A 19453-nucleotide genomic window follows, 5' to 3' on the forward strand; every position below is an offset into this window, starting at 1 on the left:
CGAGCCCCTCCGTCATGAACAGCAAAGACCTTCCACCCAGGCCATGACACGGTTCATGCGATGCCTCAAGGGCAGAGCAAATCCCTCCCATGACAATGCCGACTTCCCATTCATTTCCCATCGAACCCCTGCATGTCCGCCCTGCCCGCCTGCCCCAAGTGCCAATCCGCCTACACCTACGAGGACGGCGCGCAGTTGGTCTGCCCCGAATGCGGCCATGAGTGGTCGGTCGAGGCAGCTGCTCCGGCCGCCGACGAAGTGCGTGTGATCCGCGACGCGGTGGGCAATGTGCTGCAGGACGGCGACACCGTGACGGTCATCAAGGACCTCAAGATCAAGGGTTCGTCCCTGGTCGTCAAGGTCGGCACCAAGGTCAAGAACATCCGGCTGACGGACGGCGATCACGACATCGACTGCAAGATCGACGGGATCGGCGCCATGGGCCTGAAGTCGGAGTTCGTGAAGAAGGTGTGAGCATCCCGCGCTGACCGACATGCGGGCTCACGGATCGGAGATACACCTGTTAGTCCGTAGGTCCCTGGTTCGAGCCCAGGTCGGGGAGCCAAATCAAGCCTCATTCGCGCAAGCGGATGGGGCTTTTTTCTTGGCGTCGATGTCAGCCCTCGCGCAAGCCTGTCTTCTCGCAGGCGCCGACCGCCAGCCAAACGCCCACGAACTGGCACAGGTGCCGCGAGAGTTGCCACTGAGACAAAGGGCCAGCCAAGCGGCCACACGCGGGCCACATTAGGGAGGGCATCAATCTTGGCGGCCACTATCCTTTGCACGGCAATAAGGTCACGTTCGAGCTGACGGTTACCCCATCCCTGAGCCGACCCCTGGCTGCTCGGCACGCTGGGCGCACGGGCCTTGCTGTCGCGCCGGCGGCTTCTGCCGGTTCGCATTTAATTCGGAGATTGACATGGCCGCCTTGAAGAAATTCCTCCTTGCCGTTTCGACGGTGGCAGTCATGGCTCCGGCGTATGCCGAGAGAGATGTCTCCATCCCGCTGCTCCCGCCGAATTCCTTGGTGGGGCAGATCCAGATCGCGGCTTTCCAGCCGTTCGGCCAGTCGTTTACGCCCACGCTGCCGAGCGTCGGAACCATCTCGCTGTGGGTGATCAACATGAACATTGACTCCCAGCTGGCGCAGGACAAGACGCTGACCTTGAATCTGTATGCCGGAGAAGGTTTCAACGGCCCCGTGCTGGGGAGTTCAACGGTCAACGTCGACTCGCGCATCGGCACGTTGCAAGGCTGGGTAGGGCTCGTCGAGTTCAACGTCGGCAACGTCGCGGTGCAGAGTGGCCAGCCGTACAGCTTTGAAGTCACTGCGGCGTCCGCGCGGTACGGCGTCTACTGGTCGAGTGAGGGGAACTACGCTGGCGGCAGCGCCATCCTGCTCGGCACGCCTTCGGCGACGGATCTCTATTTCGGTGTCTCGACGGTGCCGGAGCTTGCTTCCTACCAGCTTCTGCTACTGGGCCTGGCTTCAGTGGCCGGCGTGCAATTCATGAGGCGCCGAGATCGCCGCGGGTTGGACTGCTGATCACGAGTGAACGGGGACCTGTGGGGGCTCTTTCTTTGCCGAACTGTGGCGACCGGCGGCGCACCTCCCGAATGGTTCCCTTGGACCAACGACGCCCCGCATCGTGAGGTCGGCCGGTCCATCTCGTCAGGCTTGTTCAGTGCGTCGCGCTCGATTACCGCGACAACCGAATTCACCGCAGGCGCGGTGGCCTGTTGGCTGCGAGCCATGCAGGCCCAGACTCCGGCCTCGCCCTTCGGGTTTTGGCGGAACAGCGAAGTTCCTCCCCTTGAGAGCAAGGGATTGCTTGTGAGCTGCGAATGCATGCCCAATGGCCGCGCAACTGCATTCCGCGTTGCATACAAACTATGGAATATCAAATGATTAACAAGCTAATTACGGCAGTCTGTGCAGCCGTTTTCGCATTCGCTTCGAATGCCGCCACAGTGACAGGCGACGGCTTTGAGATCGAATATTCGACCAATCTGGATTATGTGAGCAGCTACAGCGCGGGGCCCATTGGGGGCGTAAATTTTGCAACCGACACTCACCACATGGGCGCCTTCACGATTGAGAGCAATTATTTTCAATCGGCGGACCCGACAGACAAGCGTTACACCCTTTTGATTGAGACGGGCCTCTCGGTTGTTGAACCGAAAGATATACAACTTCGATTCTCATATTGGAGCGTCGACTATCAACTCGATATTTTTGATGTTACGTCTGGAACCTTTCTTCAAAAGATTAACTACAAATTGTCTGGCGCCGGCGCTGTTGGGTGGGACGATGGCCGTCAAATCAACTTATCAACAGAAAGTAGTCATGAAATCCGCATTACCGGTAGCTATACGTTTTCTCCAGGGCATGTGCTCACACCGTCGCCAGATTCAAACTGCCAAGCATTCACTTGTATGACCGCAGAATCGGACAAACTAGTAGGAGCACACGTGCGCTTTGCCGTTAGTTCGCCTGTCCCCGAGTTGCAAACCTGGCCTATGTTGGCCATGGGGCTAGGCGTGATCGGAATCGTTGGTCAGCGTCGAAGGCGCGCGTGAGAGACGCGGGGCAGTTCGCACTCCGGCTCTGCATGCACGTATCAGCGGCGCCGCCCCGCGCGCAGCCGCACACCAGCAAGCCAGCCGCCGCCGATCAGCAGCAGCGCCGCGATGCCCGGCTCCGGAACTGCGGTGACGTTGAACGTCAGGTCGCCTAGAGGCTCGCTTTCGAAGGCGTTGAACATGTGACCGCCTGGATAAGCGTCTTCGCCGAGTACGGAGTAGTAGGACACCCCGAAGCGTTCGTCCGATGCAGTGAGCTGAAAGGAATAGGTTTGCCCTGGCTGCAACTTCACGGCTCCAAGGTTGAAGTCCACCAGCGCCGCGCCGCCGGCGTCACCAAGAAGGGCCCGCACATCCACGCTGCTGGATGCGAGCAATGTGCCGCCGCTGCCCTCACCCTCGTACAAGCTCAGAGAGACAAGGCTTCCCGGCCGAGACTTGTTCATGTTGCGCAACTCGACGCCAATGGTGTCGATGCGCGTACCGACCGCGGTGAAGGTTTGCCCGGGCATGAAGGGGTAAATCACACCGAAGCCTATCGACTGGGGCTGGTCTATCACCACCACCGCGTGCGTCGTGGCAGGCGCCAACGCAAGTGCGAAAAGCGTGCCCATCAGAAGAGGCAGACGAGGGACAAGCCGGCGGGTTTCAGCTTTCATCATCGACTCCTTGAGAACTAAGGCATCGCGCAAGCTTAGCTGGTTAGGGCCGCCATGAGGTTCGTGGACCGGCCTCTGCGAATGTCGTCACCCATGCCTCACTGCGCTGCTCTCATCGACGAGGTCCTCGAACTTTGCGCCAACATCGCCATGAGATGCCCGCGTCGCAGGGCCAACCGAAGACAGATTGATTCTGGTCTGCGCCAGCATGCGAACCACCACGATCGACGAGCCGGTGAAGACCCAGCCCTTTACGGTGCGATGTCGGATTGCATGCCGGCCAAGTCAACGCTGTGAACGGCGCACCCGAAGCATCAGCACGACCAGCCCGAATGCCAGCAGACCCACGCTGCCCGGCTCAGGAACCGGGCTGGCAAAGGACTTGGCGAAATCGGCACCGCTGCCTTCGCTCATTGCGGTAAAGGCAACAGCATTGCCGTTGGCATCCGTCAGGCCCGATATGCCGCCCCAGGCCACGGTATGCGACAGATCGCTGCGGAAAGCGGCGTCGCTGGCCGAGCTGGCGCCGAACACATAGCCCGCTGAGGCAGAAGCGCTCACGGTGCCGGCAAAGTGCAGCGCGATCGGCGTGCCGAAGGCAAAGCTGACAGTGAACGTCTGGCTGCCGAACTCTCCATTGCTGGACTCGAACAGGGCACCGTTGCCATTGCGGGAAATCGAATGATCCCCATGCCAGGCAGCGCTGGGTGACAGGGGCGACCCGGGCAGATAGCCCGCGTTCAATGTGACGTCGGCCGTCCACTGCCCGATGACGGACCAGTTGCCACTCACGTTGCCGTTGCCGCCGATGCTCCCCGAGGCGCCGATCGAGAAGGTCAGCAGCCCCAAGGCGCCGGGGCCGCACAGACTCAGGTTCTGGCAATTGACGGCATTGATCGTGAATGCGTCGTCAATGCTGCCATTGGCCGAACTGCTGCCATTCGCGTACATCGCGGCGCCGTTCGTGCTGGTCAGGTTGGCGCTGGCTTCGCCCAGCAGATGCAAGGCGCCCAGCCCGGCGGAGGCTGAGGCATTGGAACGGCCCAGCCCCGTGGACACCGCCGCCCCGCCGCCGGCCGCTTCGAACTGCGAAGACGTGGCCGTGAAACTGACGGGCACCGCTTCCGCGTTGGAGTGGTAGTCGGTCGGGCCAGGAATATTGATGGTGCCGCTGCCCGCCGAAGCTGTGGCCGAGAATTTTGGGGTCGCCGCTTGCGCGGCAGCCCCGATCGACAACAGGCAGGCGGCCAGAACGAGTGCGGTTGAACGGGCCATGCCAATCTCCGATGTCGCTGAAGCGGCGGATTGACGCATGGAAACACCGCCCCGTATAGCGCCAGCCCGGCCCGCGTCGTCACTGTTGATGGCGCCAACCACCCTGTTCGGGTAATGGCACCCACCACGATTGAATTCGCGCCCGGCGCGCGATTTGACTAGATTCCCTCGGCCCGACCGTAACGCCGAAACCGAAGGAATTCATATGCATAGATCCTGGAGACTGCCCTCAATCGCCCTGCTTTTGAGCTTGCAATTCGTGGCATCCGCAGTAGCGGCAGCGCCCTGCGACGGGTCGAGCGACCCCTGCACCATTGACCTCGGCCGTGCGTCGGCAAACTTCGCAACCGGCGCTGCGTCCTACTACGCGGAGGCAGTGCTGGTGAATGGCACGGATGCCTACTACGGCGTGAACCCGCAGTTCCTGCCAACGCTGCAGGTCACGCACACGGCGGGCAGCGACGGCTTCACATTCCTGCCTCAGATGTACGCCAGCGTGGGTGGCAGTGGTATCCAGGGATTGTTTGAAGTCGCAGCCACGCTGCAGTTCACCGGTCTGTCATTCACTGCTGAACCGGGCTACCAGATCACCGGCCTTCAGGCCGTGGTGAAGGGCAGCTTCTCCCTGGTGGGCAACGGCTATGGGGGACTGTCCTTGCCCGGCCCGCTCCAGTGGGTCGACCAGAACTTCACCGCCATGGTCCCACTCGATCCGGCCGCCGCCGACTTCCAGACCGGCTTCACGGTCGCGGCCAGCTATGTCGAGGGAGAAGACGGCACGGCGCTGTCATACGGGACCGGCAGTGCCAGCATCGACAGCGTGGCTTTCATCGTCAGCATCTCACCCGTGCCCGAGCCCGGCTCGTGGGCCCTGTTCGCAGCCGGTGGAGCGCTGCTGCCGTGGCTGGTGAAGCGTCGGTCACGGCGTTCTCAGGGCGCTCGCACAAGTCCTCCCCTAACTCACGATTGAACCTGCCGGCCCCGCGCCGGCACCTACGCCCCAACTCCCACTTTCAGGAGAAGGCGTGCTTTCCATCCTGGTCGGCCACAGCTTCTTTCTGCGCTTCGACACCAAGCAGTTCGAGCGCGCCAAGCCCTATCCCCCGTTGGCCACCCTGCAGGTGGCGGAACTGCTGCGCCGCCAGGGGCATGAGGTCGCCCTCTTCGATGCGATGCTGGCCACGGGCACGCAGGACTTCGACCGCCAGCTCGCCGCCGTGCAGCCGCAGGTGGTGCTGCTCTACGAGGACAACTACAACTACCTCAGCAAGATGTGCCTGGCCAAGATGCGCGAGGCCGCCTGCGCCATGGTCGCCAGCGCCCGGCGGGCCGGGGCGCGCGTCATCGTCGCCGGTTCGGATGCCAGCGACGCACCCGACCACTACCTGCGCGCCGGCGCCGACGTCGCACTGCGCGGCGAGGGCTTGGACGTGCTACCCGCGCTGCTGCGCCGCCTGGAGGCCGAGCCCGCGCTGCCGGGCGACGAACTTCTCGCCGGCCTGGCCCAGCCCGTCACGCTGCAGCCACGCGGTGACCACGCCGAGCTAGAGGCCCCGGCCGCCTGGGATCTCGTCGACATCGAGCGCTACCGCACCACCTGGGTTGCCGCCCATGGCTATTTCAGCCTCAACATGGCGGCGTCCAAGGGCTGCTCCTTTCGCTGCAACTGGTGCGCCAAGCCCATCTGGGGCCAGCGCTACCAGCAGCGCAGCGCCGCAGCGGTGGCGGCCGAGATGGCCGAGCTCAAGGCCCGCTTCGCGCCCGACCACATCTGGTTCGCCGACGACATCTTCGGCTTTCGCGCCGACTGGGTGCAGCGCTTCGCCGCCGAACTCGACGCCCGCGGCGGCGGCGTGCCTTTCACCATCCAGACCCGCGCCGACCTCGTCAGCGAGACGATGGCCCGGGCCCTTGCCGACGCCGGCTGCCGCGAGGCCTGGATAGGCGCCGAGAGCGGCAGCCAGCAGGTGCTGGACGCGATGAACAAGGGCACGACGGTTGACGAGATCCTGCAATCCCGCCAGCGCCTGAAGGCCGCGGGCGTGCGCGTGGGCTTCTTCATCCAGCTCGGCTATCTGGGCGAAGGCCTGCCCGAGCTGCTGCAGACGCGCCAGCTGATCGAGGAGGCACGGCCCGACGACATCGGCGTCAGCGTGTCCTACCCGCTGCCCGGCACGCGCTTTCACGAGCAGGTCAAGGCCCAGCTGGGCGCGAAGACGCATTGGGACGACAGCGGCGACCTCGCCATGATGTTCCGCGGCACCTTCGGCAGCGAGGTCTACCGGGTGGTGCGCGACCTGCTGCATGAGCAGGTGAGCCTCGGCGGCCTCGACGCTGCAGCCCGCCACCGCGCGGGCGACGAAATCAAGCGCCGCTGGGCTCAGCTGATCGAAAGCCTGAGCCCCGCCGCCGCCCTCATGCCATGAGCAAACCCTTCAAGGCCAGCGCCCCCGTGCGCGGGTGGCTGCCGCGGCGCAGCTCCCAGCCATGAAGCCGGCCGCAGCCCTCGACAAAGGCCGCCCAGCCCGGCTGGCCGGCGGCATAGGGCTGGCTGATGTGCAGGCGCTCCAGCAGTTCGTCGGTATCCAGCGGCCGCAGCAACGCATCGTCGGCTGCACTCTCGGGCGAGGCGAAAACGAGATGGGCGAGGCGCAACGGCTCGGCCGACAGGGGTGCCCAGCCGCCGCGCAGGTCCAGCTCGTACTTCTCGACGCCACTGCGCCGGCGGATCACCGGCGAAGCCTGGATGCGCTCACTCAGGGACGCGTCATCCACCCAGCGCAGCGCATCGAAGCGCAGGTGCAGGAAGTTGGCAACACCGGTGGCCCGCAGCAGGTGGGGGTCGACAAAGCTGGCGTCCTCGGTCAGGAAGTCCAGCCCCTGCTGCATCGCATGCAAGGCCAGCGTCGACTTGCCCGCGCCGCTCTCGCCGACGATCAACGCGCCGACGCCGCCCCAGCCCACGCAGCCCGCATGCAGCGGCACCAGGCCCTGGGCGCGGCAGGCCAGGCTGAAAACCGCGAACTCGATGAGCTCGTAGCGTGCGTGGTACGGCCAGGCCAGCAGCGCGCGCGACATCTGCACCACCGCACAGCCTGCAGCGGCATTGACCAGCACGACATTGCTCTCATCCATGGCCGCCCCGAGCAGGCCGGCGCCGCCCAGCATGCGCGCGGCGGGTGGTTCGGTATCGAACTCGCAGCCGCCCTCCACCAGCCTCAGCTCGACTTGCAGCGCCGGGCCACCCAGGTCGTGCGCGGGCAGGCCGCGATAGGCGGCATCGGCGAGGGCCAGCAACTCGGCGCTGTCGCTGCGGAACTCGACAGCGGCGCCAAGCAGCGTGAAGCCGCATTGCAGGGCGAGCGGTGCACGCTCGCCAAAGGGGTCGGCGATCTGCCGTGGATCAGCGCGCCAGGTGCTCATGAAGGAGGGTTCCGTGAAAGAGATTGAATTGCCCAGCGCCGCGGCATTGCAAACCGCGCTGAGGTCGACGACGGACCGCCTGGCTGCCGAGCTGGCCAGCCCCGTGCCCGTCGCCCCGGCCTGGAACGACTTCGAATGGCGGGCCGCCATGGCCGTGTCCGTCATGCATGGCATCAGCGGCCTGCTCGCCGGCCGGCTGGCCTGGGCCGGGCCGGGGCACTGGCAGGCCTTCCTGGCCGAGCAGGCCGAGCAGGGCCGCAGGCGCGAGGCGCGTGTGCGAGCATTGCTGGCGCGGCTGCACCACTCGGCCGTAGCAGCAGGCCTGCCGTTGCTCGGACTCAAGGGCTCGGCGCTGCTGCAGCTCGATGTCTATGCGCCGGGCGAGCGGCCGATGAGCGACGTGGACCTGCTGGCCCACCCCCGCGACATGGACGCCGCTGATCGCCTCATCACCGCGACAGGCTATGCGGCTGGCACCGGCAAGCGCCGCCATATTGCCTACGAGCCCCTGCAGCAGCGCGCCGACCGGGCCTTTGGCGAGCATGAGGACAACCCGATCAAGATCGAGCTGCACGGGGCCGTGCGCGAGCCGCTGCCGCTGCGCGAGATCGACATCACCGCGGGCCTGGCGTCGCGCGACGCGCAGCCCGGCCTGAACAGCTACGACAGCCCGGCAGCCTTGATGCGCCATCTGCTGCTGCACACGGCCGGCAACCTGTGCAGCCGCAGCGTGAGGCTGATCCAGCTGCACGACATCGCCGCGCTGGGCGCGCGACTGAACAAAGCCGATTGGGCTGAAGCCCTGGCACCGGCGAACGACGGCCGCGCCGCCTGGTGGGCCGTGCCGCCGCTGACGCTGGCCCAGCGCCTCTTCCCCGGCCGGTTGCCACCCGCTGCTGCGGCCGCGCTTGCCGCCTGTCCGCCCTGGCTGCGCCGGGCCAGTGCCGGCTACCAGTTGGCCGACGTGTCCCTGTCGCGGCTGGGCATCCCGCTGCTGCCGGGCCTCGAATGGTCGCGCGGCCCGGCCGACGCGCTGGGCCTGGCCTGGCTGCGCCTGCGTCCCCAGGAGCAGGCCGTCACCGCGCAGATCCTGCCGCGCCAGCACTCGCTGGCCGGTTCGGCCTGGACGCGCCAGCCGCATTGGCGCAAGGCACTGAGCTTCCTGCTCGGCACACCACCGCGGGCGCAGACGCTGTATTCCGTGCATCGCGCCCTCGCCTACCGGCCCGCCAGCTCGGTATGAAGGCGCTCGAACTGCTCATGGCTGAAGTCCGCGTCCTCGGCGAGCGCGCGGCGCTGGGCCTCGTGGGCGAGCTGCAGCCGCAATGCTTCGTCGCCATCCACTCGCTGGATCAGCGCGGCCAGGCCGGCAGCGTCGCCCGGCTCGACGACCAGCGCCGCCTGTGGCGCCCATTCGGCCAGATGGCCGACCGCCGTACCGACGCTGGGCACACCCATCACCGCCGCTTCCAGCACGGCCAGCGGGCCGGCCTCGTGGCGGGAAGTGATGACATGCAGATGGGCGCGTGCCAGCAAGGGTTGCAGTTCGGCCTGCCTCATGAAGCCGTGAAAACGCACGCGTCCGGCCACGCCCAGCCGTGCCGCCAAGTCCTGCACCTCGCCACGCAGCGTGTCCTCGCCGATGAGATCCAGCTCGGCCAGGGGCAGTTGCGCCAGCGCCTGCAGCAGGCAGGCCTGGTCCTTCACGCGATTGAGGCTGGCGACCTGGACGAGGCGCAGCACATCACCGGCTTCACGTCGACGCGGCTCGCGGGGTGGCCAGGCGTCGAGGCCCACACCCAACGGAAGGCGTCGCCCCGCATGGCCCAGCGCGGCCAGTTGATCGAGCACCGGCCGGCTCGCGGCCGTCAGCACATCGGCGCCGCGCAGCACCCAGGCCTCGCGCAGCCGGCCACGCCAGCCCAGGCGGCCGCCGTAGCCGATGTCGCGCAACGCGACGAGTTCACCGCCGGCAACATGCACGGCGCTGCGCAGCCCGAGCCACTTCGCCGCCGCAACCGCCACCACGCCGCAACTGCTCGACCAGACGGATTGCACGAGGTCAAAGCGGCCGCGGCCGTGCTCCTGCACGATGGCCCGCACCGCCCGCGGCACGGTCAACCGCCCGCCGATGTTGTGCACGCGCGCGCCGCACAGCCACCACTCGCCCGGCTCGGCCTCCTGCCGCAGCGCGAACACATGCACCTCATGCCGCACAGCCAGGCGCTTGAGCAAGGCCAGCAGCGCCGGCACCACCCTCACCTCGCCCGAGCGGTCTACGCCGCCAGGCACGACGACCGCGATCTTCACGAAGCCACTCCATGAACACCGACACCCGACTGCTGGACACGCAGCAAGCCTTCGACAGCGTCGCCGCCGACTACGACGGCCCGCGCGGCAACAACATCGCCATCCAGGCCATGCGCGACGAGATGTGGCGCTGGCTGGACCTGAGCTTTGCGCCCGGCAGCCGCCTCATCGACCTGGGCTGCGGCACCGGGCTGGACGCCGTGCATCTGGCGAGCCAGGGCCACCATGTGACGGCGACCGACTGGTCCGAGCGCATGGTCGAACGCACGCGGGACCGCGCTCGCGACGCCGGTCTCGATGTGGACGCGCGCGCCATCGGCGCGCACGAGCTGAACCGGTTGGAGGGGAGCTTCGACGGCGCCTATTCCAACCTCGGCCCGCTGAACTGCGTGCCCGACCTGGGCGCCGTGGCGGCGGAATGCGCCCGCCTCATCAAACCCGGTGGCCGCCTCGTCTTCACCGTCATCGGGCGCTATTGCCCCTGGGAGGTGGCCCACTATGTGCGCCAGCGCCGTTGGGCCCGCGCCGGCATCCGCTTCGCGCGCGACACGGTGGCCGTGGGCATGAACGGCCGCACGATCTGGACGCGCTACTACACGCCGGCCGAGTTCTACGCCGCCTTCGCGCTGCACTTCGAGCTGGAAGTGCAGCGCGGCCTGTGCGTCTTCGTGCCGCCGCCCTACCTGACCTGGCTGGCCGAGCGCCACCCGCGCTGGCACGAGCGGCTCTGGGCCCTGGACCGGCGCGTGGCCGGCTGGCCGGGCATCAACCGCCTGGGTGATCATTTCCTGCTCGTCATGCGCCGGCGCATGAGCTGAGCGACCTCGTCGAGCAGGGGGTGGCGGCACCAGCGCAAGGCCGCCACACAGGCGATGGGCGCCAGCGTCAGCGGCACGGCCAGCACGGCCAGCGCCGCGAGCGCACTGCCACCCAGCGCCGCGCCCAGCGCACGGGGCGGCTGGCCGAGATGCCGAGCCATCAGCCAGAGCTGCACCGGCAGGGCGACGGCCGCCGCCGCGCACAGCGCCCAGGCGAAGGACTGCAGGCTGCCATCAAAGAGCACGGCGCCCAACGCCAGCCGCGCGGCCAGCGTCACGCCCGTCGGCAGTGCGGCCAGCTCCGGCCGCCCGACCGCGGCCAGCGCGGCGTTGAGCTGCGTAAACACGAGGCCCAGAGCCGCTACCAGCGCGAGCGGCAGCACAGCCGGCGTGCAATCGGCCCAGGCCGGGCCGTAGAGCAGCCGCACCAGCGGTTCGCGATAGGCCACGGTGAGGGCGAGCAGCGGCCAGCCCAGGCCGGTCAGCAGTGCCGTCGCGCGGCRCAGCGTCGGTTCCAGCGCCAGCGCCCGCGCATGCCGGTCGGCCAGCAGCGGCAATACGCCGAAGCTCAGGGCACGGCCGGCCACCGTCTGCAGCAGGCTCACCACCGCCTGCGCACGACCAAACAGCCCCAGTTGATGCGCCCCGCCCAGGCGCCCCAGCAGCAGGTCCGGCAGCAGGCCGTTCAGGCTGGCCAGACTGCTGGACAACAACGTGGCTCCGCCAAAGCCCAGCATCCCGCTCCAGCCATGCCAGGCCGGCCGCCAACTCAGGCCCTCGGGCCGCATGCCGGCGTAGACCAGGCCGCAGGCGGCCGCGGCCGCGAGCTGCGCCCAGACCAACCCCATCGCGCCCGCGCCACTGGCGCACAGCGCCACCCCCACCAGCGCCTGCGTCAGCACGCCCAGCCACGACACGCGCGCAATGCGCGCCGCCGCCAGTGCGCGCAGCTGCAGCGCCGCCATCACGCTGCCGAAGGCCGACAACGGCAGGCCCAATGCCAGTACCTGCAACAGTGGCGCCAGGCCCGGCTGATCAAGCAGCCGTGCCAGCGGCTCGGCCAGCAGCGCCAGCGCCAGGGTCGTCACCAGCGTCGTGGACACCATCAGGCCCAGGCATGCAGAAAAGCGTGCCGGCGTCAGCTGGGGTTCACGCTGCAGATAAGCCGACACGCCGAAGTCGCGCAGCAGCTGGGCGACGCTGAACACCGCCATCGCCAGCGCAAACAGGCCCAGCTCGGCGGGCAGCAGCAAGCGCGCCAGCACCAGGCCCAGCAGGAAGCGCATGCCGGTTTCGCCGATGGAGGACAGCAGATTGCCCAGCGCGGCGCGACGCACGTCGACATGGCCCAGAGCAAGCGGCGCGGCGCTCATTGGTGCACCCTTCGGCCTGCGGCCTGTCCCGCCAAGCGGGAGCGAGCTTGCTTGGGACGGCCCGGCGCGGCGCTCATGCCGTGAGCGCATCCGAGTAGGCAGACACGAGGCTGCGGCCAAGCGCAGCGAGCGAGCAATGGGCATCGAAGCGCGCGCGCACGCGCTGGCGCCGCTGCGACCACGGCTCGTTGGCGAGCTCAACCAGAGCGTCGGCCAGCCGTGCCGCATCGCCCACTGGCCACAGCCGTGCCGCCTGCTCGCCCGGCAGTGTGCCGAGCAGGCCGCGGAACGAGGGAATGTCAGTGACGATGGGGCTCAGCCCGCAGGCCAGCGCCTCGATGACGCTGTAGCCCGAGCCCTCGCGGTGGCTGCCCTGGACGAGAAAGTCGGCCGCCGACATCAGCTGCTCGATGGCGGCGTGCGGCTGGGTGCCCAGCAGGTACACGCGGCCGGCCAGCAGCGGGTCCCTGAGCCGCTCGCGGACGGCGTCGTAGAGCGGCGCCTTGCCAAAGCACATCCACAACTGCAGGCCCGGCAGGCGCGGCACCGCCAGGGCAATGCCGTCGAGCACCGCCAGCGGGTCCTTGTTCGCGTTCAAGTGCCCAACCCAGAGCAGGCCAGGCGCGCCCGCCAGGCCGGTGATGCGCCGCGCGTCGTCGCGATCGCGTGGGCGGAAGTCGCTGCTGGACTCGGGCACCTCGTAGATCCGGGTGCGGGCCGCGACGAGGCCGCGCCGCACGAAGGGCTGGGCCTGTTCACGGGCGCAGAACATCAGGCCACGTGCCCGCGCGAGCGCACGCCGCCAGCGCCACCACGTCCAGGGCCTGCCGGGTGGGCGGGCAGCATGGTCCTGCAACAGCAGCGGCACCGTGGGGGCCAGCGCGGCAAGCCAGTGGATCTCGCGTGCAAAGTCCAGGCCCTGCAGATGCAGCACATCGGGGCGCAGGCGCGCCAGCAACTCCGCCAGAGGTACGGACGGGCGGCGCCCATCGCCTGCGTCCAGCGGCAGGAAGTGATAGTCCACGCCGTCCTGCGCTAGATGATCGCACCGGGTGCTGCATTGCACGACGCTGACCCGTGCGCCGGCCTCGGCGGCCGACCGCCCGCAATGCACCAGGGTCGACCAGTCCTGCAACAGCTGCTCCGGCGGCCTGCCAAGCGTGTCGAGGAAAGGGTTGATCTGGACAACTCGGACCATGGCCTGGCCTTGGTGCTCAGAGGGCGTGCAGCTGCGGATCCCACAGCTTCACGGCGCGCTCCAGCCAGCGCAGTTCCCGCGGGCTGTCGTAGCGCGCCGTCCGGTAGCGCCAGGCCGAAGCGGCACGCAGCGCCGCCTTCTGCCAGCCGGGCGCGCGGATGTCGGTCAGCGTCGGAAAGCGGCAGCCCAGCACGGTGCGGAAGTCACGGATGCGCTCACGCAGCGCGGCGCTGAGCCAGGGCGCGTCCTTGTGGCACCAGTAGTCCACCCACTCCTTCTGCGCCCAGGCGTCAGCGCTGTCGGGAAAGACGAAACCCTTGGGCAGCGCCGGGTCGCGCGGTGTCCAGCGGCCTTCTCCCATGCGCCGCGGTGGCAACGGCGTGTGGATGTGCAGCATGATCTCGGCGGCCGGGTGCAGGCGCTTGACCTGGCGGATGAAGGCGAAGGTCTTCTCCGTCTCGCCCTCGGGGTCATGCGGCGGCGCCAGCATGAAGGACAGCTCGGGCACCACGCCATTGGCGCGGCAGGTTTCGACGACGGCCAGGGTCTGGTCGACCCTTGTGCCCTTGCGCATGTCGCGCAGCATGCTGTCGTTGGGCGACTCGGCGCCGATATAAGCCATGCGCAGCCGGCTGCGCCGCACCAGCGCCCAGGACGCGACGGACAGGCCCTGCAGCGCATCGGCGCGGGCATAGCACCACCACGGCATCTGCAGCCGCGCCAGCACCTCCAGGAGCGGCTGCATGTCGACCTCGCGGTCGAAGAAGTTGTGGTCGTAGAACTGCACCGAGTCCGCGCCGAAGCGGGTCTGCAATAGCCGCAGGTCGCGCTCCAGGCGTTCGGCCTCGGGTAACGCCGTCTTGCCGCGGAACATCGCGGCCACGCCGCAAAAGGTGCAGCGGTAGCGGCAGCCCAGGGCCGCCTGGTAGCCGGTGGTGCGGCGGCCGAGATAGGTCGGGCCGACATAGCGCTGCGGGTCGTCGACCTCGGCGTAGCTGACGTCGAGTTGCAGCGGTGCCGTCGAGAAAGCGCGGTCGGCGTTGTGCACGATCTCGCCGTCGCGGCGCCATGACAGGCCGGCAACTTCGTCCAGCGGTGTGCGTTTGTTCAGCGCATCGAGCAGCTCCATGAAGCCCTGCTCGCCCTGGCCGCGCAGCGCGTAGTCGACGCAGTCGCTGTTCAGCGCCGCGTCCGTGCACAGCGTCGGGAAATAGCCGCCCCAGACGATGGGCAGCTCCGGCGCGACGGCGCGGATGGCGCGCGACACGGCCAGCGCCGCCGGCAGTTGCGGCCCGCCCATGACCGACAGGCCCACGGCCGCATAGCCACCGTCGCGCACCGCTGCCGCGGCGGTCTCAGGCAGATGGCGGTCGAGGTTGCCGTCAAGGATGCGCGTTTCGTAGCGGCCCTTGAGCGCCGCGGCCAGGTGCATGACGGCCAGCGGGAAGCGCGCATTGGAGGTGATGCGCGGGTTGATCAGCAGTATGCGGTTCATGCCAGCACTTCCTCTTGCAGCAGCTCCAGCCCGGGCTCACGCAAAGGCGTTGCCTGCAGCGCGGCGACGAGATGCGGCGCCAGCGCCTTGGGCCGGCCGTCGATGCGAACCGGCACGAGGCCGAGGGCCTCGCCGAGATCGGCATCGGCATACAGCGGCCGGCCGCCAACGACGACCATGCGCAGGTCGGCCCGCGTCGCGCTGGCAAGCGGCAGGCCGGCCGGCAGCGCGACCAGGTCGGCGCGCAACCCCACGTCAAGCCGGCCGCGGTCATGCAGGCCCAGCAGGCGCGCGGCGCCCTCGGTGACCCAGGATTCCAGGCGCTCGTCGCGCCAACCCGTCAGCTCACGTACCAGGGCCAGCTCGGCCAGCAGGTCACGCCCGCCGCTGATGCGCGAATCGCTGCCCAACGCCAATCGACCACACGCAAACAGCCAGTCGGCATCCAGCGTGCGGCCGAAGAGATGCAGGTTGGAACCGGGGCACCAGATCAGGCCGGCGCGGGCTTCAACCAGGCGGCGTTGCTGAGCCGCGTTCAGGCCCAGGCCATGCACGAGCAGTGTTCCGGGAGCGATGCAGCCCAGGGCTTCGAGGCGGTCAAACTCCAGCGCCGCGGCCGTGTCGATGCCCTCCGCCGCGTGGACGATCCATGCGCGGCCCGGGCGCGCGGCCTGCCGCGACTCGCGCACGGCCTCCTCGCCATCCAGCGCGAGGGAATGCGACCAGCCGCCCAGCTCAGGCACATCGACCGGAAAGCCCGCGTCGTCCAGCGCCGCATCGTGTGGGTCGTGGTGGGCCACCGACGTCACGCCGCTGAGCAGGTTCTTCAAGCCGCCGATGAAGAGCCGCTCGGCTCTCGGCGCGGCGCGATGTGCCAGCAGCTGCGGGTCGGTGGGCAGGCGCGGCGTGATGTCGGCGATCCATTCGCTGGCATTGCGATAGCGGTCCCTGAACTTCAGCCGCGGCAGCGCGGCGTTGAGCTGGAGGTGGTCGTGGGCATTGATGAGGCCGGGCAGCAAGCGGGCGCCACCGAGGTCCACACGCCGGCCACCGGCTCCGGCAGCGATGCGCCCGCCATCCGTGCCCAGGCTCATGCCATCGGCCGCATTGACGAAGTGCAAATTCATGGTTTCACCAGCCTCATCGCCAGCACGACAGCCAGGCCGTTCCACCGCGCATAGAAAGCTTCGGAGCCCGTGAAGGGCTCGCACAGCTCGCGGCCGACGCAGACTTCGCGGCTGGCCTCCAGCACCAGGCCGGCCCGCCAGGCCGCCGCCAGATGGGCGTCGGGGTCGTGCAGGGCATGCAGCAGCTCGTGGCGCTGGCCGGCGGCGTCGGTGAAACTGCGCGTCATGCCGGCGCGCGCGGCGGCCGGATGGAAGTCCGAATAGACGAGCTGCCCGCCGGGCGCGAGCACGCGGGCCACCTCGGCCATCCAGGCGTCCAGGCTGGGCGCGTGGCCGACGGCGAGGCCACTGACGATGACGTCGAAGCTGGCTGCCGCGAAGGGCAGGTTCAGCATGTCGGCCCGCACGCGATGGGCGAGCGGCGCGCGCGCCAGCATGCCGGCCGACAGATCGCTGCCGACAACAAGGGCCGCGCCTCGCTGCTGAAGCAATAGACCGTAGCGCCCGCTGCCGCAGGCCAGGTCCAGCACACGCCGGCCCGCGACGTCGGGGCACAGCGCCAGCAGGGCGGCCTGCTCGGCACGCATCAGCGGGTTGTGGGGCAACGGCGGATAGCTCTCGGCCCAGAGGTCGTAGGCCGCTTCGTTGGCAAAAGCACTCATGAAGCGAACCACTTGGAACAGACGCAATGCGCACATTCGGGCCTGTTCCCTGCATGGATGGCAGCGCGCAAGCGGCGCATGGAGGGCGTGTTCAGCCCCTCGCTCAGCCCGGCATCGCCAAGCCGCGAGTTGCCGGCAATGAAGAAGCAGGGCCTCAGACCGCCGTCGGCCTCGATGACAGCCGAGTGCTCGGGCGCGTTGCAGCGCACCGGCGGTGGCTCGCCCAGGCCGAGGCGCGCGCGATAGTGGGCCTCGATGCGGCGCAGCTTGGGCGGCGTCTCGGCGATGAAGCCGCTGGCGAAGTCAGCAGCGTGGTCGCGCTCCAGCGCGTCGAGGGCAAGAGTCAGCACGGGCAGGTCTTCGACCCGCAGCGCAACCCCGTCGACCGACTCGCCGTGGCGGCCAAAGGCCTCGGCATGGCTGACATCGGCGGCGAGGAAGGAGATGCTGGCGGCGCCGAGCTTGCGCGCGAGCGCCACGAGATCGCCCAGCTCACCGGCATTGCCGCGCTGCACGGTCACGCGCAGGCTCACGTCCAGGCCCTCGTGCACGGCAGCGCGGATGCCGGCGCAAACGGCCTCGAAGGCGTCGAGGCCGCGGATGGCCGCATAGCTCGCCGCGGTGCTGCCGTCCAGCGACACGGTGACCTGGTCGAACCATCGCGCAACCTCGGCCGCGTGCTTGGCCAACGCGAGGCCAGCCGTCAGCAGCCAGAGCTTGTGGCCCTGGCCGCGCAGCAAAGCCGCGATCTCGGCCCATTGCGGGTGCAGCAGCGGCTCGCCGCCGGAGACCAGGACGGTCTCGGTACCCAGCTCGCGCAGGCCCGGCAGCAGGCCCCTCACGGTCTGGATGTCGATATCACGCCGCCCATGCCGCCAGTAGTCGCAGCTGACACAGCGCGAATTGCAGCGCTCGGTCAGGTAGAGCGTCGCCAGCGGCAGCCGTGTGATGGGCGGCGCCAGCGAAACAGGCCGCTCGACGATGGCGCTAGAACATGCCATGCAGCTCGACAAAGCTCTGCCGCCGGTTGTCGATGGCGTTCTGCGGGATGCCACCAAACTTGCGATAGCCCGCGCGCAGCTGCGCGAAGGCGAAGGGCGTGTACTCGTAGACGAGGCTGTAGCGCACCTTGTTGTCGTGGGCCACACGGCGGTCAGGGTCGAGGTACTCACCGGTGAGCTTGAGGTTGTGGCCCTGCTGCACCAGCCAGTTGGCCTCCAGCAGCGTCGCGTATTGCTTGCGCTTGCCCTCCGGGTAGCCGGCGTCGCTGACCATGTCGATCTCGGCCAGCCAGGCCACCGGCCCGGTCGTCGTGCCGGCAAAGAGGCCGTAAGCCTGGCGGTTGCCTGCCGCCGACTTGACCTGCGCGGCCGCTGCGCCGACGCGGCCCCAGGGCTGCATCCAGATGGCCTGGGCCGTCGTCTGGTGGCCGTTGGAATTGCCCGTGTTGCCAGGGCCGTTGCTGCGCACGAGCTGCAGGGACCAGTCATCGCTCTCGTGCCCCAGCTCAAGGCCCTTGTCGGGCACGGTCATGCTGACCCCGCTGAGCTGGCGAACGAAGGCCAGGCTGTCCTGCAGGCGCCAGCCAAAGGGCAGGTAGAACTGGCCGGCCTTGGCATACCAGCCCAGGCCGGGCGTCTGCAGGCGCACATAGGCCTCCTGGCGCTCGGACTTGCCGGGCGCGACCTGCTGGTCGAGGTAGGCGCCGAGGTAGTCCTTGATGAGCTGCACATCGGCGTACAGGCGCACCTGCTCGGTACCGCCGACGCTGCGCGTGGGCTGGCCCGAGACGGAGGTGCGCGTCGTCGCTGTGCGCAGGTCGCCACCCAGGCGCAGGCGATCATCCAGCAGCGAGCCGGTCCAGCCCTGCAGTGCGTCGGGCAAAGCGTTGGCCGGGATGACGTTCTGCGCGAAGGTGTTGCCCACCGCATTGCGCAGGCCGCCGCCCGAGGGGTTCACATGGCAGGCCACGCATTTGAGGCCGGCGCGGATGGCGAGATAGGGCTCGGCCTTTACGGCCGAGAACAGCAGCGCGAGGGCCAGGCCGAGAAGCAGTCGTGCGGCCATCATTTCTGGGCTCCGTTGTTGATCCATTGGCGAATGAGCCCGATGGTCTGGGCATCCAGATAAGGGCCGCCAAGCGGCATGCGCGCACCGACGGCCTGGTGGCCTTCGAGCTTGTGGATCAGGTAGCTGTTGTCCGCATCGCCCGGCGCCACGCGCTTGAGCGCCGGCACGCCGCCGCTGGATACACCCACCAGCATCGCGAAGCTGTTGGTCGCGTCCAGCCGCAGGCCGCGGGGCGCGGCCGCGCCGGCGTGGCAGGCCGTGCAGACGGGCGTGAAGACATGCGACTGGATGGAACTGAAGCTGGCCGTCATCGGGCCGCTGGGGTCGTCGCCCTCGCCGAGCGGCCGGCCGTTGGCGTCCAGCCCTTCACCGCTGCCGCCGCCGCAACCCGCGATCAAAGCGGCTGCAGCGCCCAGCGCGGCCACCCATGGTTTCGAGATCCTCATCACTGCCCTTTCCT

19 protein-coding genes are annotated in these 19453 nt (G+C 68.4%); 7 read left to right on the forward strand and 12 right to left on the reverse strand.

Features of this window, described 5'->3' with window-relative positions; all coding sequences use genetic code 11:
- Positions 1-132: 132 nt before the first annotated feature.
- From ACXJLH_RS23180 to ACXJLH_RS23190, 3 genes are all read left to right on the forward strand, one after another.
- On the forward strand, positions 133-474 hold the full coding sequence (locus ACXJLH_RS23180; RefSeq protein ID WP_056194822.1) for a zinc ribbon domain-containing protein YjdM: 342 nt from the start codon (positions 133-135) through the stop codon (positions 472-474).
- A 445-nt stretch (positions 475-919) separates the two neighbouring features.
- On the forward strand, positions 920-1546 hold the full coding sequence (locus ACXJLH_RS23185) for a hypothetical protein (protein ID WP_056194817.1): 627 nt from the start codon (positions 920-922) through the stop codon (positions 1544-1546).
- Between the two features lie 359 nt (positions 1547-1905).
- Entirely contained in the window at positions 1906-2580 is a 675-nt protein-coding gene (locus ACXJLH_RS23190) for a hypothetical protein (RefSeq protein ID WP_457446527.1), read from the forward strand.
- Positions 2581-2621: 41 nt separating this feature from the next.
- Here ACXJLH_RS23190 and ACXJLH_RS23195 read toward each other — a convergent pair whose 3' ends face one another.
- Together ACXJLH_RS23195 and ACXJLH_RS23200 are read right to left on the reverse strand one after the other, a co-directional pair.
- Positions 2622-3242: a PEP-CTERM sorting domain-containing protein gene (locus ACXJLH_RS23195; protein ID WP_457446529.1), complete on the reverse strand. Its 621-nt coding sequence runs from the start codon at positions 3240-3242 to the stop codon at positions 2622-2624.
- 285 nt (positions 3243-3527) lie between these two features.
- A complete protein-coding gene (locus tag ACXJLH_RS23200) occupies positions 3528-4517 on the reverse strand; it encodes a PEP-CTERM sorting domain-containing protein (protein ID WP_457446531.1) in 990 nt (329 codons plus the stop codon).
- A 205-nt stretch (positions 4518-4722) separates the two neighbouring features.
- On the opposite strand from ACXJLH_RS23200, the gene ACXJLH_RS23205 reads away from it, so the two are divergent.
- Positions 4723-5487, forward strand: a complete 765-nt coding sequence (locus tag ACXJLH_RS23205) for a PEP-CTERM sorting domain-containing protein (RefSeq protein WP_457446532.1) — start codon at positions 4723-4725, stop codon at positions 5485-5487.
- A gap of 55 nt (positions 5488-5542) precedes the next feature.
- Positions 5543-6943 carry a B12-binding domain-containing radical SAM protein gene (locus ACXJLH_RS23210; RefSeq protein ID WP_457446534.1) on the forward strand — a complete coding sequence of 467 codons (1401 nt, stop codon included), beginning with the start codon at positions 5543-5545 and terminating at the stop codon, positions 6941-6943.
- Here ACXJLH_RS23210 and ACXJLH_RS23215 read toward each other — a convergent pair.
- The gene (locus ACXJLH_RS23215) at positions 6933-7940 is read right to left on the reverse strand and encodes a hypothetical protein (protein WP_457446535.1); all 1008 of its coding nucleotides are present in this window, start codon (positions 7938-7940) and stop codon (positions 6933-6935) included. The genes ACXJLH_RS23210 and ACXJLH_RS23215 overlap by 11 nt on opposite strands.
- Before the next feature lie 13 nt (positions 7941-7953).
- Between ACXJLH_RS23215 and ACXJLH_RS23220 the strand changes: the two genes are divergently transcribed.
- A complete protein-coding gene (locus ACXJLH_RS23220) occupies positions 7954-9183 on the forward strand; it encodes a nucleotidyltransferase family protein (RefSeq protein ID WP_457446536.1) in 1230 nt (409 codons plus the stop codon).
- Here the strand turns inward: ACXJLH_RS23220 and ACXJLH_RS23225 are convergent.
- On the reverse strand, positions 9159-10250 hold the full coding sequence (locus ACXJLH_RS23225; protein WP_457446537.1) for a glycosyltransferase family 4 protein: 1092 nt from the start codon (positions 10248-10250) through the stop codon (positions 9159-9161). The two genes, ACXJLH_RS23220 and ACXJLH_RS23225, sit on opposite strands and share 25 nt — an antisense overlap.
- Positions 10251-10261: 11 nt before the next feature.
- Here ACXJLH_RS23225 and ACXJLH_RS23230 point away from each other — a divergent pair, with 11 nt between their 5' ends.
- Complete coding sequence (locus tag ACXJLH_RS23230; RefSeq protein WP_457446538.1) at positions 10262-11068, forward strand: class I SAM-dependent methyltransferase; 807 nt, start codon at positions 10262-10264, stop codon at positions 11066-11068.
- Here ACXJLH_RS23230 and ACXJLH_RS23235 read toward each other — a convergent pair.
- The 8 genes from ACXJLH_RS23235 to ACXJLH_RS23270 all read right to left on the reverse strand — a co-directional run bounded on the left by ACXJLH_RS23235 (position 11032) and on the right by ACXJLH_RS23270 (position 19439).
- Positions 11032-12441: an oligosaccharide flippase family protein gene (locus ACXJLH_RS23235; RefSeq protein ID WP_457446540.1), complete on the reverse strand. Its 1410-nt coding sequence runs from the start codon at positions 12439-12441 to the stop codon at positions 11032-11034. The two genes, ACXJLH_RS23230 and ACXJLH_RS23235, sit on opposite strands and share 37 nt — an antisense overlap.
- A 73-nt stretch (positions 12442-12514) precedes the next feature.
- Complete coding sequence (locus ACXJLH_RS23240; RefSeq protein ID WP_457446542.1) at positions 12515-13639, reverse strand: glycosyltransferase family 4 protein; 1125 nt, start codon at positions 13637-13639, stop codon at positions 12515-12517.
- A gap of 16 nt (positions 13640-13655) precedes the next feature.
- Positions 13656-15134 carry a B12-binding domain-containing radical SAM protein gene (locus tag ACXJLH_RS23245; protein WP_457446544.1) on the reverse strand — a complete coding sequence of 493 codons (1479 nt, stop codon included), beginning with the start codon at positions 15132-15134 and terminating at the stop codon, positions 13656-13658.
- Entirely contained in the window at positions 15131-16261 is a 1131-nt protein-coding gene (locus tag ACXJLH_RS23250) for an amidohydrolase family protein (protein WP_457446545.1), read from the reverse strand. Before ACXJLH_RS23250 ends, ACXJLH_RS23245 begins: the two co-directional genes overlap by 4 nt.
- Positions 16258-16923, reverse strand: a complete 666-nt coding sequence (locus ACXJLH_RS23255; RefSeq protein WP_457446547.1) for a class I SAM-dependent methyltransferase — start codon at positions 16921-16923, stop codon at positions 16258-16260. Before ACXJLH_RS23255 ends, ACXJLH_RS23250 begins: the two co-directional genes overlap by 4 nt.
- Complete coding sequence (locus ACXJLH_RS23260; protein WP_457446549.1) at positions 16920-17924, reverse strand: radical SAM protein; 1005 nt, start codon at positions 17922-17924, stop codon at positions 16920-16922. The genes ACXJLH_RS23255 and ACXJLH_RS23260 overlap by 4 nt, the downstream gene beginning before the upstream one ends.
- Positions 17911-18993 carry a hypothetical protein gene (locus tag ACXJLH_RS23265; protein WP_056197306.1) on the reverse strand — a complete coding sequence of 361 codons (1083 nt, stop codon included), beginning with the start codon at positions 18991-18993 and terminating at the stop codon, positions 17911-17913. Before ACXJLH_RS23265 ends, ACXJLH_RS23260 begins: the two co-directional genes overlap by 14 nt.
- Entirely contained in the window at positions 18990-19439 is a 450-nt protein-coding gene (locus tag ACXJLH_RS23270) for a hypothetical protein (protein WP_056197307.1), read from the reverse strand. Before ACXJLH_RS23270 ends, ACXJLH_RS23265 begins: the two co-directional genes overlap by 4 nt.
- Positions 19440-19453 lie beyond the last annotated feature (14 nt).

Source organism: Roseateles sp. P5_E4, from assembly GCF_054049255.1.